Source organism: Natrinema thermotolerans, assembly GCF_031165565.1.
Taxonomy (GTDB): domain Archaea; phylum Halobacteriota; class Halobacteria; order Halobacteriales; family Natrialbaceae; genus Natrinema; species Natrinema thermotolerans.
The window spans coordinates 1,795,463-1,811,787 of sequence record NZ_CP101873.1 but is presented as its reverse complement, the minus strand read 5'-3'; the positions used below and the strand labels follow the sequence as shown (position 1 = coordinate 1,811,787).

16 protein-coding genes are annotated in these 16,325 nt (G+C 66.6%); 13 read left to right on the top strand and 3 right to left on the bottom strand.

Annotated elements, in window-relative coordinates:
* Position 1: 1 nt before the first annotated feature.
* Together NP511_RS09350 and NP511_RS09345 are read right to left on the bottom strand one after the other, a co-directional pair.
* Entirely contained in the window at positions 2-502 is a 501-nt protein-coding gene (locus NP511_RS09350) for a 2'-5' RNA ligase family protein (RefSeq protein WP_006648294.1), read from the bottom strand.
* 48 nt (positions 503-550) lie between these two features.
* Positions 551-736, bottom strand: coding sequence for a DUF7554 family protein (locus tag NP511_RS09345; RefSeq protein WP_006182922.1), 186 nt, complete (start codon positions 734-736; stop codon positions 551-553).
* A gap of 84 nt (positions 737-820) precedes the next feature.
* Between NP511_RS09345 and NP511_RS09340 the strand changes: the two genes are divergently transcribed.
* The 10 genes from NP511_RS09340 (at position 821) to argF (ending at position 11,515) form a co-directional block, all read left to right on the top strand.
* The gene (locus NP511_RS09340; RefSeq protein ID WP_049965393.1) at positions 821-1,942 is read left to right on the top strand and encodes a helix-turn-helix transcriptional regulator; all 1,122 of its coding nucleotides are present in this window, start codon (positions 821-823) and stop codon (positions 1,940-1,942) included.
* A 340-nt stretch (positions 1,943-2,282) separates the two neighbouring features.
* Positions 2,283-3,482 (top strand): argininosuccinate synthase, encoded by a 1,200-nt coding sequence (locus NP511_RS09335; RefSeq protein ID WP_049965415.1) that lies wholly within the window; start codon positions 2,283-2,285, stop codon positions 3,480-3,482.
* A gap of 2 nt (positions 3,483-3,484) precedes the next feature.
* Positions 3,485-4,999, top strand: a complete 1,515-nt coding sequence (gene argH, locus NP511_RS09330; RefSeq protein ID WP_049965394.1) for an argininosuccinate lyase — start codon at positions 3,485-3,487, stop codon at positions 4,997-4,999.
* A 228-nt stretch (positions 5,000-5,227) separates the two neighbouring features.
* Positions 5,228-5,392, top strand: coding sequence for a lysine biosynthesis protein LysW (gene lysW / locus NP511_RS09325; protein WP_006182918.1), 165 nt, complete (start codon positions 5,228-5,230; stop codon positions 5,390-5,392).
* Positions 5,393-5,480: 88 nt separating this feature from the next.
* Positions 5,481-6,359, top strand: a complete 879-nt coding sequence (gene lysX / locus NP511_RS09320) for a lysine biosynthesis protein LysX (protein ID WP_049965395.1) — start codon at positions 5,481-5,483, stop codon at positions 6,357-6,359.
* Positions 6,356-7,432: an N-acetyl-gamma-glutamyl-phosphate reductase gene (gene argC, locus NP511_RS09315; RefSeq protein WP_049965396.1), complete on the top strand. Its 1,077-nt coding sequence runs from the start codon at positions 6,356-6,358 to the stop codon at positions 7,430-7,432. Before lysX ends, argC begins: the two co-directional genes overlap by 4 nt.
* The gene (locus tag NP511_RS09310) at positions 7,433-8,350 is read left to right on the top strand and encodes an acetylglutamate/acetylaminoadipate kinase (protein WP_049965397.1); all 918 of its coding nucleotides are present in this window, start codon (positions 7,433-7,435) and stop codon (positions 8,348-8,350) included.
* On the top strand, positions 8,347-9,495 hold the full coding sequence (locus tag NP511_RS09305; protein WP_049965398.1) for an aspartate aminotransferase family protein: 1,149 nt from the start codon (positions 8,347-8,349) through the stop codon (positions 9,493-9,495). The genes NP511_RS09310 and NP511_RS09305 overlap by 4 nt, the downstream gene beginning before the upstream one ends.
* Positions 9,492-10,562, top strand: a complete 1,071-nt coding sequence (locus NP511_RS09300) for a [LysW]-lysine hydrolase (RefSeq protein WP_049965399.1) — start codon at positions 9,492-9,494, stop codon at positions 10,560-10,562. Before NP511_RS09305 ends, NP511_RS09300 begins: the two co-directional genes overlap by 4 nt.
* Positions 10,563-10,585: 23 nt before the next feature.
* A complete protein-coding gene (argF, locus tag NP511_RS09295) occupies positions 10,586-11,515 on the top strand; it encodes an ornithine carbamoyltransferase (protein WP_136396877.1) in 930 nt (309 codons plus the stop codon).
* 660 nt (positions 11,516-12,175) lie between these two features.
* Here the strand turns inward: argF and NP511_RS09290 are convergent.
* Complete coding sequence (locus NP511_RS09290) at positions 12,176-12,661, bottom strand: hypothetical protein (protein WP_049965416.1); 486 nt, start codon at positions 12,659-12,661, stop codon at positions 12,176-12,178.
* 472 nt (positions 12,662-13,133) lie between these two features.
* Here NP511_RS09290 and NP511_RS09285 point away from each other — a divergent pair, with 472 nt between their 5' ends.
* From NP511_RS09285 to NP511_RS09275, 3 genes are all read left to right on the top strand, one after another.
* On the top strand, positions 13,134-13,517 hold the full coding sequence (locus NP511_RS09285; protein WP_049965417.1) for a helix-turn-helix domain-containing protein: 384 nt from the start codon (positions 13,134-13,136) through the stop codon (positions 13,515-13,517).
* 55 nt (positions 13,518-13,572) lie between these two features.
* The gene (thrC, locus tag NP511_RS09280) at positions 13,573-14,832 is read left to right on the top strand and encodes a threonine synthase (RefSeq protein WP_049965418.1); all 1,260 of its coding nucleotides are present in this window, start codon (positions 13,573-13,575) and stop codon (positions 14,830-14,832) included.
* Between the two features lie 515 nt (positions 14,833-15,347).
* Positions 15,348-16,274: a transcription initiation factor IIB gene (locus NP511_RS09275; protein ID WP_015299249.1), complete on the top strand. Its 927-nt coding sequence runs from the start codon at positions 15,348-15,350 to the stop codon at positions 16,272-16,274.
* The last annotated feature ends 51 nt before the right edge of the window (positions 16,275-16,325 follow it).

The following is a 16,325-nucleotide window of genomic DNA, read 5'->3' as shown; positions in this document are numbered from 1 at the left end:
CTCAGGACGGCAGCGAAACGCTGCTGACCGGTAGCTTGTGGGTCCCGTCCCAGAACTCGAGTTCGCCGACCGTCCAGCGGACGGGCTCGATCTCTCGGTCGGCCAATCGCCGTGCCGTCTCGCGGTCGCCGCCGCGCGCGAGGGTCACGTGGGGGACGTAATCGCTGCCCTCGAGTCCCTCGACGGCGTCGAAGGCGTCGGTGAGGTCGGCGTGGATCCGCTCGAGCCCGGGGCTCTCGACGGTCAGGTAGACGACGGGCGCGGAGCCAAGCGGCGGGTCCGCGAAGTAGTCGATGCCGGTTACCGCGGCCTCGACGGCGGGCTCGCCCTCGAGCGCGCGGTGGGCTCGGTGTTGGAGCTGTGCGACGTGGTCTGCCTCGCCGAGTCGCTTGAGCAGACAGGAGTGGTCCTCGCGGACGGTCTCGAACCCGATCAGCTCGGGGTGGAGCCGGTTCGCCAGTTGCCGGACGCGACCGGGGAGAGGGACGTTGACGCTGTACACTTCGTTCGCCTTTCGTTCGAGACGGCTATCAGTTTGCTGGTCTCTCTCTCAGAGTCGGTCGAGCAGCCAGAGGACGATCAGGACGGCGATCACCAGCGCGATCAGCGGTCCCAGCAGACCGATGATGGTCCCGACGATCGCCTCGAGAACCTCGATAACGAGCAACACGGCGAGCAGTCCGAGGACGATCTTCAGCAGCGTTTCGACCTCGAGTTCGCCGCGCGTGTCGAGCATACCGGTCGATACGCGTGACTGTCTCAAAAACGCACCGACGCGTTCGTCGGAAAACCTATCTGGACGGCTGAGGCATGTCCGATAATGGACGCGAGGGGGCTGCGAGCCCTGAGTATCGTGCTGGTGGTGGTTTGTTCGGTCGCCGCCGCGGTGGCTCCGATCGGTGCCGCGGCCGACCCGGGGAGCCGACCAGCGGCGCTGCAAGCGGAGGACGAACTGGCCCTCGAGGACGCCGATCAGATCGTGATGGACGTTTTCATCGCGGAAAACGGCTCGGCGCTGGTCACCGTCGACTACCAGTTCCGCTACGGCGAGAACGGGACGTCCAAGGCGGCGTGGGAACGGCTGCGGACGGACGTCGAGTCCGACACTGAGGCCTACGTCGACGCGGAGCGGACCAAGTGGAACGACACCGTCGCCGACGGGGCAAACGAGACCGGGCAGAACATGTCGCTGTCGAACCTCTCGATCGCGACGGAAAACGAGACCGCACTACAGAAAATCGGCCACGTCGAGGTCTCTTTCCGCTGGGAATCGTTCGCGGCCGTCGAGATCAACCAGCTCACGGCGGGGCCCGCACTCTCCGGGTTCACGCTGGACGACGATACGCGATTGCAGTTTCGCTGGCCGGCCGGGTACTCGATCTACGAGAACGACGGTCAGCCCCAGATCGATCCGTCGCCGAGCAATCGGACCGACGACATGGTCATCTGGCGGGGGAGCGAGGTCGGGTTTGCCGACGAGCGGCCGTGGATCGTCCTGATCGAGGACGGCGGCTCGAACGCGAACACGACCGCGACGCCCTCGAACGAGGGGCCGACGATGCCGTGGACGATCGTCGTTCTGGCACTGGCCCTGCTCGCGGCCGTCGGCGCCGGCGGGTGGCTGCTCGGCCGCGAACGGACCGCCGACAACGGGAGCAAACGCGAGGCCGAACGGCCGACACAGCCCGACGGATCGACCGGTTCGGCGTCGAACGCAGCCGACGGCCCGCCACCGGAACTGCTCAGCAACGAGGAACGCGTCCTCCGCCTGCTCGAGGAACGCGGCGGTCGGATCAAACAGCAGGCGGTGGTCTCGGAACTGGGCTGGACCGAGGCCAAGACGAGTCAGGTCGTCGGCGACCTGCGCGAGGCCGACGAGATCGAAGTCTTTCGGATCGGCCGGGAGAACGTACTGTCCCTGCCCGAAGAGGACGAGGAGTAGCCGGCCACCTCATCGACGAGCCGCTCGCGGCGTGTCGGCACAGTCGTCGCCGAACCGAACTCGGAAAGGTTTTAATACTCGGATTCCCCATCCCCTACCAATGAGCCACTCCGTCGGCACCACGCTCGCCGTTCTCGGTACCGACGGGACCGTCGCTCGGCGGCGACCGCGACGACTTCGACGGGCCTTTTGAGCCCGTCTACCCTTTCACTCCACGTCTCCGATTCGTTTCATCGATCCCGAAACTGCAGATTTTTCGGTTAGCAGACGCTCTACTGCTTATTTTCAAGCACTAAACCAATGGGCTTAAGGCCGTCCGCTGGTGTCGTTCGAGTACGACATGACCCGCGTTGCACTCGCGTTCTCGGGCGGCCTGGACACGACCGTCTGTGTCCCGCTGCTCGAGGAGGAATACGGATATGACGACGTGATCGGCGTTACCGTCGACGTTGGCCAGCCGGCCGAAGAGTTCGACGAAGCCGAAGAAACCGCCGAGGCGCTCGGCCTCGAACACTACGTCGTCGACGCGCGAGCGGAATTCGCTCAACTCTGTCTCGAGAGCGTTCGCGCGAACGCGACCTATCAGGGCTACCCGCTCGGCACGGCGCTTGCCCGTCCCGTGATCGCGGAAGCGATCCTGGAGGTCGCAGAGGAACAGGACTGTACCGGCATCGCCCACGGCTGTACCGGCAAGGGCAACGACCAACTGCGTTTCGAGGCCGTCTGGCGCAGTTCCGATCTCGAAGTGATCGCCCCCGTTCGCGAACTCGGACTCACCCGCGAGTGGGAACAGGAGTACGCCGCCGAGCGTGACCTGCCCGTCGAGGGTGGCAGCGGCGGCGACTGGTCGATCGACACCAACATCTGGAGCCGCTCGGTCGAGGGCGACGCCCTCGAGGACCCCAACTACGTCCCGCCGCGTGACATCTACGAGTGGACCGACGAGCCGGGCACCGAGACCGAGGAGATCGAGATCGCCTTCGAGAACGGCTACCCCGTCGCCGTCGACGGCCAGCAGTACGAGCCGGTCGCACTCATCGAACACCTCAACGACCTCGCCGGGAGCTACGGCGTCGGCCGCACCGACATGATGGAAGACCGCATGCTCGGGCTGAAGGTCCGCGAGAACTACGAACACCCCGGCGCGACGACGCTGCTGAACGCCCACGAGGCCCTCGAGGGGCTCGTCCTCACCCAGGAGGAACGCCAGTTCAAGCAGCAGATCGACCAGCAGTGGTCCCAGAAGGGCTACGAAGGCCTGATCGACGCACCGCTTGTCAGCGCGCTCGAGAGTTTCATCGACGAAACCCAACAGCGCGTGACCGGCACGGTCACGATCCGCTTCGAGGGCGGCCAGGCGCGCCCGGTCGCTCGCGACAGCAAGTACGCGGCCTACTCCGCCGAACACGCCTCCTTCGACACCGAGACGGTCGGGAAGATCAAACAGGAGGACGCGACCGGCGTCGCGAAGTACCACGGCTTCCAGCGCCGCCTCGCGAACGAGGCCATCGCCGCGAACGCGACCGACGAGGACGAGTAAGCATGACCGAGGAGAGCGCTCACGGGGGCGGTGCGGCCGAACGGGCGATCGCGACGGACGGCGGCGAGCCGACCGACGGCGACGAGGGTGTCGTCCGCCGGGACCGCTTCAGCGGCGGCCCCGCCCGGAGCTTCCTCTCCTCGCTCGCGGCCGATCGGCGCATCTTCGCGGCCGACCTCGAGGTCGACCGCGCTCACACCGTCATGCTGGCGGAACGGGACATCATCGGGGACGACGTAGCCGGCGAGATCCTCACCGCACTGGATGCGATCGAGGTCGACGGCCACGGCTCGCTGCCCGACGGCGAGGACGTCCACGAAGCCATCGAGACCGCGGTCATCGAACGCATCGGTGCCGAGGGCGGGAAGATGCACACCGCCCGCTCGCGCAACGACGAGGTCGCGGCCTGCATTCGCTACCGCCTGCGCGAGGATGTCCTCGAGGCGATCGAGACGACGCTCGCGCTGCGCGAGTCGCTGATCGACGTCGCCGACGACCATCGGGAGACGATCATGCCCGGCTACACCCACCTCCAGCCCGCCCAGCCGACCACCGTGGCCCACTGGGCGCTGGCCTACGAGGGTGCGGTTCGCCGCGACACCGAACGGCTGCTCGCGGCCTACGGCCGCATCAACGAGTCGCCGCTGGGTGGCGCGGCCTTCGCGGGCACGACGTTCGATATCGACCGCGAGCGGACGGCCGACTTGCTGGGCTTCGAGGGCGTCGTCGAGAATTCGATGGACGCCGCCTCGAGTCGCGATTTCCTGCTCGAGACGACCCAGGCACTGTCGACCCACGCGACGACGCTGTCGGGGCTGGCGGAGGACGTGATCATCTTCGCGAACCGCGGCTTCGTCGACCTGGCGGACGACTACTCCTCGACGTCGTCGATCATGCCCCAGAAGAAGAACCCGGACACGCTGGAACTGGTTCGTGCGGTCGCGGGCGACGCGGCCGGCGGCGTTCAGGGGCTGACGACGACGCTGAAGGGGCTGCCCCGCGCGTACAACCGCGACCTCCAGCGGGCGACGACCCACGCCTGGGAGACCGTCGACGCGGTGACCGAGGCCAGCGAGGTCGCAGCGGGCGCGGTCGCCACCGCCGACTGGGACGAGGAGACGCTGGCCGCGGAAGCCGGCGAGGGCTTCTCGACGGCGACCGGCGTCGCGGACCTGCTGGCGGCGAACGGGTTGCCGTTCCGGACCGCCCACGAGTTGGTGGCCATCGCTGCCGAGGGCGGTGCGGACTACGACGCCCTCGAGGCCGCGGCTCAGGAGGTCCTCGGCGAGTCACTCGAGGCCCACGTCGATCGCGAGGCGGTCAAAGCGGCCCTCGACCCGGTCGAGAGCGTCGCGAGCCGCGACTCGCAGGGTGGGCCCGCCCCCGAGGCGGTCGCCCCGCAACTCGAGGCTGCACGGGAGTCGCTGGCGACCGACGCCGACGACCTCGCGTCGTTGACCGACGCGCTCGAGGCCGCCCACGAGCGGTTGCGCTCGGAGGTGAACGGCTATGTCTGAGGTCGTCAGTTCGCCAGTGTCGGCGGAACACCGGCCGCAATCGCCCCCCGCCGACCGGCCGGTACGACGACGATCCCCGCGAGGGGATCAATTACCGAACACATGATATGTCAAAGTAGACCTGCCGTAATGTAGCTCCGACGGACCGTTAGCGTGGCGTGCAGATAATGTAATTTTGCTGTTAAGTTCGAAGGCTTTAAGGGATCCCGGCACCCACGTTGGGGTACAATGACCGAATGTGTCGAGTGTGGGGCTGAGGTGTCCCTGCACGACGATCTGGAAGTGGGAGAAATCGTTGACTGTACGACCTGCGGTGCCGAGCTGGAAGTCGTCGATACCGAGCCGCCAGTCCTCGAGCAGGCCCCCGAGCTGGAAGAGGACTGGGGTGAGTGACCTTGCAGACGGCTGGGAAACTGCCGTCCTCCGCTGCGACGGTTCGTGGGGCGCGTAGCGCCGCGGCCCTCAATCAGAGGTGGCTCGCGTGAACGTCGGCATACTCTACTCACGGATCCGCAAGGACGAGAAACTCCTGCTCAACGAGCTTCGCGAGCGCGATCACGAGATCACGAAGATCGACGTCCGCAAGCAGACCTTCGACATCTCGGACGCGCCCGCGGCGTTCGACGGGCTCGACATCGTCGTCGACCGCTGTCTCGCCACGAGCCGGAGCCTGTACGCCACGCAGTTCTTCGAGTCGTACGGCATTCCCGTGGTCAACAGCCACGAGACCGCCGACGTCTGCGCGGACAAGGTAAAGAACAGCCTCGCGCTCGAGGACGCGGGCGTCCCGACGCCCGCGACCAAGGTCGCGTTCACCAAGGAGACCGCGATGGCGGCCATCGAGGAGTTCGGCTACCCCTGCGTCCTCAAGCCGGTCGTCGGCTCGTGGGGTCGCCTGATGGCCAAGATCGACTCGGAGTCGGCCGCCGAGGCGATCCTCGAACACAAGGCGACGCTCGGCCACTACGAACACAAGGTGTTCTACGTCCAGGAGTTCGTCGAGAAGCCCGGCCGTGACATCCGCGTGCTGGCGATCGACGGCGAGCCCATCGCCGGGATGGTCCGGTCGTCGGACCACTGGATCACCAACGCCGCGAAAGGCGCGGAGACGGACGTCTTCGAGATCGACGACGAGGCGCTGGACCTCGTCGAACGAGCCAGCGACGCCGTCGGCGGCGGGTTGCTCGGCATCGACCTGATGGAGACCGCAGACGGATACACCGTCCACGAGGTCAACCACACGGTCGAGTTCAAGGCCCTCGACGAGGCCGTCGAGACCGACGTCGCCGGCACCGTCGTCGACTGGCTCGAGGCGAAAGCACAGGCCGCCGATCCGGAACTCGAGGTGTCCGCTCAATGACGGTAGGCAACGACATCGGTGCCGCGCCGGACGCCGAGGCGGTCACCGCGAGCGTCATCGGCGGCAGCGGCTTCACGGGCGGCGAACTCCTGCGACTGCTCGCCGGCCACCCCAACGTCGAACTCGTCGAAGTCACGAGCCGGTCGAAGGCCGGCAAGAGCGTCGGCTCCGTCCACCCGCCGCTTCGCGGGACGGACCTGCGCTTTACCGAACCCGACGACCTCGAGTCGGTCGACGTGCTGTTCGCCGCGACGCCCCACGGCGTCTCGATGGGACAGATCGACGACTTCTTCGAGATCGCCGACACCGTCGTCGACCTCTCGGCGGACTTCCGCCTCGAGAGCGAGGCCCAGTACGACGAGTGGTACGACGGCCACGAGGCCCCCGAGTACCTCGAGAAAGCGGAGTACGCGCTCCCCGAGATCAACCGCGAGAACCTCGCGGGCGCGGAACTCATCGCGGGTGGCGGCTGTAACGCCACCGCGACGATCCTCGGGCTCTACCCGCTGTTCGAACACGGGATCCTCGAGGGCGGCGAGCAGATCGTCGTCGACGTGAAAGTCGGCTCCTCGGAGGGCGGCGCCGGCGGCGGCGAGGCCTCGAGCCACCCCGAGCGCTCGGGCGTCGTGCGTCCGTACGCGCCGACGGGCCACCGCCACGAGGCCGAGATCGAGCAGTTCCTCGACACCTCGGTCGCCTTCTCCTGTCACGCCGTGGATATGACCCGCGGCGCGAGCGCGACGAATCACGTCTTCCCGTCGGGACCGGTCTCGAAGGGGGACCTCTGGCAGGCCTATCGGGGCTGTTACGAGGACGAGCCGTTCGTCCGCATGGCTGCCGGCGGCTCCGGCGTCTACCGCTACCCCGAACCGAAGGCGGTCGCCGGGACCAACCTCGCCGAGGTCGGTTTCGAACTCGACCCCTCGAACAAGCGCGTCGTCGTCTTCTCGGCGATCGACAACATGATGAAGGGCTCGGCCGGGCAGGCGGTCCACGCCGCCAATATCGCGCTCGGTCTCGAGGAGACGGCCGGACTCGAGTTCACGGGGCTGCACCCCGTGGGGGCACCGTAAATGACGGTCGTCGTCAAGATCGGCGGCGCACGCGCCGTCGATCCCGAAGGCGCGCTTTCCGACGTGGCTTCGCTCGTCGCGGACGGCGAGGACAGCGCGGAACAGAGTTCCGCTGGCCGTTCAGGCGGCGTTGAGCCGCCTGAAGACGTCGTCCTCGTCCACGGCGGCTCGACCGCCGTCGACGAGACGCTCGAGGACCTCGGCAAAGAGCCGACCTACGTCGAAACGCCCGGCGGCGTCGTCGGGCGCTTTACCGACGAGGAGACGATGGACGTCTTCAAGATGGTCATGCCCGGCAAGCTCAACACGGACCTCGTGGAGAGCCTGCACAACGAGGGCGTCGACGCGGTCGGGCTCTCGGGCACCGACGGCAAACTGCTGGAAGGCAAGCGCAAGTCCGCCGTCCGCGTCAAAGAGGACGGCAAGAAGAAGATCAAGCGCGGCGACCACTCCGGGAAGATCGAGTCGGTCAACGCCGACCTGCTCGAGACGACCCTCGCGGGCGGCTACACCCCCGTCGTCTCCGTTCCCATGCTGGGCAAGGAGAAGTCGGGCGGCTACACGGCGGTCAACGCCGACGCCGACCGAGCCGCGGCCGCGATCGCGGGCGCGCTCGAGGCCGACCTCGTCGTGTTGACGGACGTCTCGGGAATCTACGAGGACCCCGACGACGAGTCGACCAAGATCGAGTCGGCTGCCACGCCCGAGGAATTCGAGGCGGTCAAAGACGCCGCTGAAGGCTTCATGACGAAGAAGGTCATGGCCGCCGAGGAGGCCCTCGAGGGCGGCGCGTCGTCGGTCATCGTCGCGACGGCAAACGCCGACGACCCGATCACGGCCGCGCTCGCGGGCGAGGGGACGACCCTCGAGCCGGGCGTCCTCGCGGACGACGAACCGACACAGGAGGCCACAGAATGAGCGATCACGACTTCGTTTCCGGCGGCAAGCCGATCGGCATCGAACGCGGCGAGGGACCGTTCCTCTACGGAACGGACGGCACGGAGTATCTCGACGTCGGCGCGAGCTACGCCTGTACGCCGCTGGGTCACTCTCACCCCGCGGTCGTCGACGCGGTCCAGGAGCAGGTCGCCGATCTGACGTTCGTCGACTCCTCCTACCCCGTCCAGTCGCGCGAGGACGCCTACGCGGCGCTCGTGGCGTCGACGCCGGCGGGTCTGGATCAGGCGTGGTTCTGCAACTCCGGGACCGAGGCCAACGAGGCCGCGCTGAAGTTCGCCCGCTCGGCGACCGGCGAGTCGAAGATCGTCGCCGCGACCCGGAGCTTCCACGGGCGGACGATGGGGGCGCTCGCGGCTACCTGGAAGGACAAGTACAAGAAACCGTTCGAGCCGCTGGCCGGCGACGTGGAGTTCGTCCCCTACGGCGACGGCGAAGAACTCGCCGCGGCCGTGGACGATGAGACCGCGGCCGTCATCCTCGAGCCGATTCAGGGCGAGGGCGGGATCAACGTCCCGCCCGCGGGCTACCTCGAGACCGCCCGCGAGGTCACCGACGAGGCCGGCGCGGCGCTCGTCTTGGACGAGGTCCAGACCGGCATGGGTCGGACGGGATCGATGTGGGTCTGCCAGAACGCGGGCGTCACGCCCGATATCCTCACGACGGCGAAGGGCCTGGGTAACGGCCTGCCCGTCGGCGCGGTCGCGGTCCGTGACTGGATCGCCGACGGCGCGGCCTCGCACAACGCCACGTTCAGCGGCGGTCCCGTGGTCGGTGCGGCCGTCCACGCGACGATCTCGACGCTGGTCGAGGAGGAGTACCCCGCCCACGCCGCCGAAGTCGGCGATTATCTGGTCACGGAACTCGAGGCGGCACTTGGCGATTCGGTGCGTGAAGTCCGCGGCGAGGGCCTGCTCGTCGGCGTCGAGTTGAAACGCGGCGCGAACCGCGTCGCCCGCGATCTCGCGATGAACCACCAGGTGCTGGCGCTGCCGGCCGGTCGAACCGTCCTCCGACTGCTCCCGCCGCTCGTCCTCGAGCGGGCCGAGGCCGATCGAGTGGTCGACGCGATCGCCGACGTCCTCGGACCGACCGACGACTCATGAGCGCGAACGCCGACCCCTCGAGCGACGTGTCGACCGCGGCGGCCCGCGAGTTGCTCGTCGATCTCGTCTCGATCCCCTCGCCGACCCGCGAGGAACGCGAGGCGGCCAAACGGCTCGTGGACTTCTTCGAGGCCCACGACCGGGAGGTCTGGATCGACGCGGTCGGGAACGTCCGTGCGCCGGCGGACGATTCCGTCCTCCTGACCTCGCACATCGACACCGTGCCGGGGGACATCCCCGTCGAGGTCGAGGAGACCGGCGACGACGAGATCCTCTGGGGCCGCGGCAGCGTCGACGCGACGGGGCCGCTCGCCGCGATGGCGGCCGCCGCCGTTCGCACCGGCGTCTCCTTCGTCGGCGTCGTCGGCGAGGAGGTCGACTCGAAGGGGTCGCGTTATCTTGTCGACGACCGCGACGAGTCGCCCGAGGCCGTCGTCAACGGCGAGCCGTCCGGCGCCGACGGGATCACGCTAGGGTATCGCGGCCTGATCGCCGGGACGTACGTCGCGACCAGCGAATCCGGCCACACCTCTCGGCCGGACCCGAACGCGATCCAACACGCCGTCCGCTGGTGGTCGGCCGTCGAGGAGTACTTCGAGGGCGACGAGTACGAACCGGTCTTCGAGCAGGTGACGACCAAGCCGGTCGACATCGAGGGCGGCGTCAGCGACGACGGACTCTCCGTCGAGGCGACGATGGACGTCCAGTTGCGCGTGCCGCCGGCCCTCGACGTCGGGACCGTCCGCGAGGCCGCCGAGGCCGAACTCGAGGTCGGGACCGTGACCTGGAAGGACAAGGTCCCGCCGGTGATGATGAGTCCGCGAACGCCGGTCGCCCGGGCGTTTCGGGTCGCCATCCGGAAGGAGGGCGCCGATCCGCGTCTGGTGCGCAAGACCGGCACGAGCGACATGAACATCTACGCCGGGGCCTGGGACTGTCCGATGGTCACCTACGGGCCGGGCAACTCGGACCTCGATCACGCGCCCGACGAGCGACTGTCGCTGTCGGAGTTCGACCGATCGGTATCGGTCCTCGAGCGCGTCGCACGGACGCTCAGTGAGCAATAACGTTTCAGACGAGCTATCATACCATGACAACAGCAACGAACGAGACGGAGCCGAGACACTTCCTCGACGTCGATGACCTCTCCGAGGCGGAACTGCTTGCAGTGCTGGACAGGGCCGACGAGTACAAACGCGCCGTCGACGCCGGCGATGACCACGCGGACCTGTCCGGCCAGACCCTCGGGATGCTCTTCCAGAAGGCGAGTACCCGTACCCGGGTCTCTTTCGAAACGGGCATGACCCAACTCGGCGGGCACGCGATCTTCCTCGGGGAAGACGACATCCAGCTCGGCCGGGGCGAACCGCTGAAAGACACCTCGCGTGCGCTCTCGCGGTACGTCGACGCCGTGATGGCCCGCGTGTTCAAACACGAGAACGTCGAGGTACTGGCCGAGTACTCCTCGGTGCCGATCGTCAACGGACTCACCGACGACGCCCACCCCTGCCAGACGCTCGCGGACCTACAGACGATCCGCGAACACGAGGACGGCTTCGAGGGCGTCTCGGCGGCCTGGATCGGCGACGGCAACAACGTCGCCCAGTCGTTCGCGCTCGGTTGTGCGCTGACCGACATCGACCTGACGATCGCGACGCCGGAGGGGTACGAGGTCGACGGCGAGGTCCTCGAGCGAGCCCGTGAACTGGGCGGCGATCCGACGGTCACGACCGATCCCGTCGAGGCCGCCACCGACGCCGACGTCATCTACACGGACGTCTGGATCTCGATGGGCCAGGAGGACGAACGCGACGTCCGGATGAACGACTTCGAGGGTTTTCAGGTCAACACGGACCTGCTCGAGAACGCCCCCGACGCCTCGGTCATGCACTGTCTCCCCGCCCACCGCGGCGAGGAGGTCACGGATGACGTCATCGAGGGCGATCGGTCGATCGTCTTCGATCAGGCCGAGAACCGACTCCACGCGCAGAAGGCGTTGTTGAGTTGGCTGCTGGAGTAAGCGGCCGATCACGAACGGAGTGAGTGATCGGTTTTTTGGTCCAGATTTTTGCGTGAGCGGTCAGCTCTGCTGACCCGAACGGAAAAAGGTGGGTTGTAGAACCGACTCCACGCGCAGAAGGCGTTGTTGAGTTGGCTGCTGGAGTAAGCGGCCGATCACGAACGGAGTGAGTGATCGGTTTTTTGGTCCAGATTTTTGCGTGAGCGGTCAGCTCTGCTGACCCGAACGGAAAAAGGTGGGTTGTAGAACCGACTCCACGCGCAGAAGGCGTTGTTGAGTTGGCTGCTGGAGTAAGCGGCCGATCACGAACGGAGTGAGTGATCGGTTTTTTGGTCCAGATTTTTGCGTGAGCGGTCAGCTCTGCTGACCCGAACGGAAAAAGGTGGGTTGTAGAACCGACTCCACGCGCAGAAGGCGTTGTTGAGTTGGCTGCTGGAGTAAGCGGCCGATCACGAACGGAGTGAGTGATCGGTTTTTTGGTCCAGATTTTTGCGTGAGCGGTCAGCTCTGCTGACCCGAACGGAAAAAGGTGGGTTGTAGAACCGACTGCACGCGCAGAAGGCGCTGTTGAGTTGGCTGCTCGAGTAGGCGTTTGATCACGAACGGAGTGCGGGCGGTTTTTGATCCGTGTTTTTGGTGAGCGAAACGGGGTGCCGAATCTCAGCCACGGTAGGTGTCCAGCCGCGGGACGACGGCCGCGTACACGACTCCGAGGCCGAGACCGTAGACGATGTGATCGACGATCGGGCCAGCCGCCAGCGGATCGATCGGCGTCGACATCGAGAGCAGGTGTGGCGCGAGAACGAGGTTCCAGCCGATGACGATGTTGCCCAACCACAGGGCGACCCCGTAGCCAAGGCCGAGGACGGCACCCGTGGGAATCGATTCCGAAAACGGCCGCAGCCGGTGATGGTAGACGATCAGCCCGTATCCGGTCGCGAAGACGGCGCTGTATCCGATGTGGAGGACCCACCACAACTGCATTTCGGGCAGCGTCGTGAGGACTCCCGTGGTCGGTCCGATATCGGCAAAGATCGTCAGGGCCGGCCGAATCACTCCGACCAGTCCCCCGAGAAGGACTGCGTACGGCCAGTACGAGTGGACGACGAGCGATCGGTCGGCGTGGTGAGCATGGTCAGTCGACATACGCGATGCTTGGGATGGGATTCGAATATACGTCCAGTGACGTTTCCATATGCTGGGAACGAGCGCCCGGCAACCGGCCTCCGGCCCGTTGAACGGTGGCAGTATCATCCCGCCTGAACGTCCTGCTACTGATCACACGGTGGCTATTCGGTCGGCCGAACCGACTCGCTGCTCGGGGCTTCCCGCTTCGTGACCGTCAACCGATGACCCGCTCCGCTTCCGATTAATCGGTTGTTTCTCCGATATAACGTCTCCCATACCTGTTGAAACGAAAGGAAGTATTATACTGCGGGTGATAATCACTGAAATTTACAATGTGGTTTCGATTCGTACTCGCCGCACTGCTCATGCTACTGGGGCCGACGGCGGTACTCGTCGTCTACCTGTTGTAGCGGGGCGAACCCACGGCCGGAGCCGTTCGTACCGTTCCGACTGCAACGGGTATTTTGAGACGGTCGTCCATAGGGATCGTATGGCCGAGCCCCACCAGCATCGCCTCGGAGAACTGATGGAGGAATCGGACCCGGCGTTCGAAGCGGTGATGAGTTGCGTGTTTGGGATCGAGGATCACGAGACACGGACCTATCTCGTCCTGTGTGACCGGCCCGGGAGTACGATCGCGGAACTGGCCACGGCCCTCGAGCGCGACCGGAGTACGGTCAACCGGTCGCTGTCGACGCTCCGGGACCGCGGGCTCGTGTACCGGGACCGGCGGCTGCTCGACGGCGGCGGCGACGTCTACCAGTATACGGCCACGTCGCTGCCCGAGGCCAAGGCAATGCTCCACGAGGCCCTGGACGCCTGGACCGCGACGGTCCACGACGTGATCGACGAGTTCGACGACGGGGCCGACTGAGACGTCCACCGCGGAATCCACCCACTTTTTGCCCCTGCGGTCCTCCCCTCCGACAATGAGTCTCAGTCTCTCGGCCGAGCAACCCGATCAACCCGCCGACGCCGACGAGGGCGTTTGGCTCGAGTGCATCGAGTGCGGCGAAACCTTCGCTCCGTTCGACGACGTCCGCTACACCTGCGACGACTGCGACGGCCTCCTCGAGGTCCGCTACGCCGATTTGCCGACGTTCGACGATTTCGAGGGCGAGGGCGTCTGGCGCTATGCCGACGCCCTGCCGTTCGAGGCCGGCGTCTCGATTCAGGAAGGGGCGACCCCGCTGTACGAGGTCCCCCGTCTCGAGGACGAGATCGGGATCGAAGCGCTGCGGATCAAACACGAAGGGATGAACCCGACGGGGTCGTTCAAGGACCGCGGCATGACCGTCGGCGTCAAGGTCGCAAAAGAACTCGGCGTCGGCCGACTGGCCTGTGCTTCGACGGGCAACACCAGCGCCGCCCTGGCCGCCTACGGCTCCCGTGGCGGAATGCAGACGCTCGTCCTCTTGCCCGCGGGCAAGGTCGCCGCCGGCAAGATCGCCCAGGCCAGCCTCCACGGAGCCCGCATTCTCGAGGTCGACGGCAACTTCGACGCCTGTCTCGACATCGTCCAGGAACTCGCGGGGCAGGGCGAGGCCTACCTGCTGAACTCGCTGAACCCCTTCCGGCTCGAGGGTCAGAAGACGATCGGCCTCGAGATCCTCGAGGGCTTTCTCGCCGACTACGACGCCGTCCCGGACCGAATCGTGCTGCCGGTCGGCAACGCCGGCAACACGTCGGCGCTGTACAAGGCCTTCCGCGAACTCGTCCAGGCCGGCGCGCTCGACGAGGACGACGTGCCGAAACTGACCGGCGTCCAGGCCGAAGGGGCCGCGCCGATGGTCGAAGCGATCGAGAACGGGGCCGACGAGGTCCGCCGCTGGGATGACGTCGAGACTCGCGCGACCGCGATCCGGATCGGGAACCCGGTCAACGCGCCGAAGGCACTGCCCGGCATCCGGGAGACCGGCGGGACCGCCGTCGCGGTCTCCGACGAGGAGATCACCGAGGCCCAACGGGACATCGCCGCCGAGGGGATCGGCGTCGAGCCGGCCTCCGCGGCCTCCGTCGCCGGCCTGCGAAAACTCCGAGCCGAGGGGATCGTCGACGACGACGAGCGCGTCGCCTGTCTCACCACCGGTCACCTGCTCAAAGACCCCGACGCCGCCGCTGCGGCGGGGAGCGAACCCGAACCCGTGCCGGCCGACACCGACGGCGTCCTCGACCATCTCCAAGAGTGACGTCGGCCGGACGCACGACCGGCGTCGGACGCGTCTGACACTCGACTGACTGACCTTTTTCGGATCCAGTGTCGAACCCGTAAGCGAGCCATGTCCACCGAGCAACGAGGTCCCACTCCGGCCGCTCCCGCCGACGAACGGACTCGTCTCACCGACCACACCCCGACCGCCCGACACCACACCCGGCGGTCTCGTCCCCCGAACGGGTCCGCGGGCCGTCCCGATTCCCACGAAGTGCCACTCTCCGCTCGGATCGAACGAACCCGACTCCGACTCCGGATCGCCGCGCTCGAGCGACTCCTCGCGAGGAGCGAAACCCGCCGACAGGCCGTCATCGAACGGTACGAACGGTTGTTAGCGGACCGAGACGATTCGACCCAGGACGCCGCAACTTCGTCGTCGTCATCGCTGCTGGCTCAGCTACGCAGTCTCTGACCCTGCCCTATTTAATTCAAACAGTCCTACATTTTAAATATCAGGGGTTGTCAATCTATTGTAGGGAGAACAAATAACCGATGGCAGATACGGCTGCAGTCTGTCCCGAATGCGATGGCAGATTACGGCAGAGAGGTACCGAAATCGTGTGTGAGGACTGCGGACTCGTCTCCGGCGAGGATTCGATCGATCGCGGCCCGGAATGGCGGTCCTTCGAGGACGAGGACACCGATCGACGACGGACCGGCGCGCCGCTTACCCGCTCGAGACACGATCGTGGACTGTCGACGGAGATCGGCTACGGCTCCGGCTCCGATTCGGGATACAGCTCCCGGCTGACCGGCCGGAAGCGTCGACAGATCGCTCGCCTCCGAAGGGAACACAACCGCGCACGCATCTCCTCGAAAGTCGAACGGAATCAGGTCTACGGGTTCGCCGAAATCCGACGGATTACCGCCTCGCTCTCGCTGCCGGAATCGGCCAGAGAGCAGGCCTGTGCCCTCTTCGAGTCCGCACAGTCCGAGGGGCTCTTCCAGGGCCGCTCGCTCGAGGGGTTTGCGGCCGCCGCCATCTACGCGACCTGCCGGACCCGGTCGATCGCCCGGACGACCGACGAGATCGCCGAGACGGCCCGCGCCGACGGCGACGAACTCTCCGTCGCCTACGACGCGCTGAACCGCGAACTCGGGCTCCCGACCGGGCCGATCGATCCCGCCGAGTACCTGCCCCGATACGCCTCGAAACTCGAGGTCGGAACGGCCGTCGAGCAACGCGCCCGCGATCACGTCCAAACCCTGCTCGAGTCGGGACGGATCGGCGGGCGAAACCCGAGTGGCGTTGCGGCGGCCTGTCTCTACAAAGCCGCCGGGGAACGCGAGGACTGGCCCACACTCACGCAGGCCACGGCGGCCGAGGTCGCCGACGTCGCACCGGTGACGATCCGGTCGACCGTCGTCGATCTCAGGGAACTCGGGTCGGCCGAACTGGTATCCGCTCCGTCGGACTGACCGGCAATCACCGTTTCTCGGTACCGAGTGGCAGTGGCACCTCGCTCGACG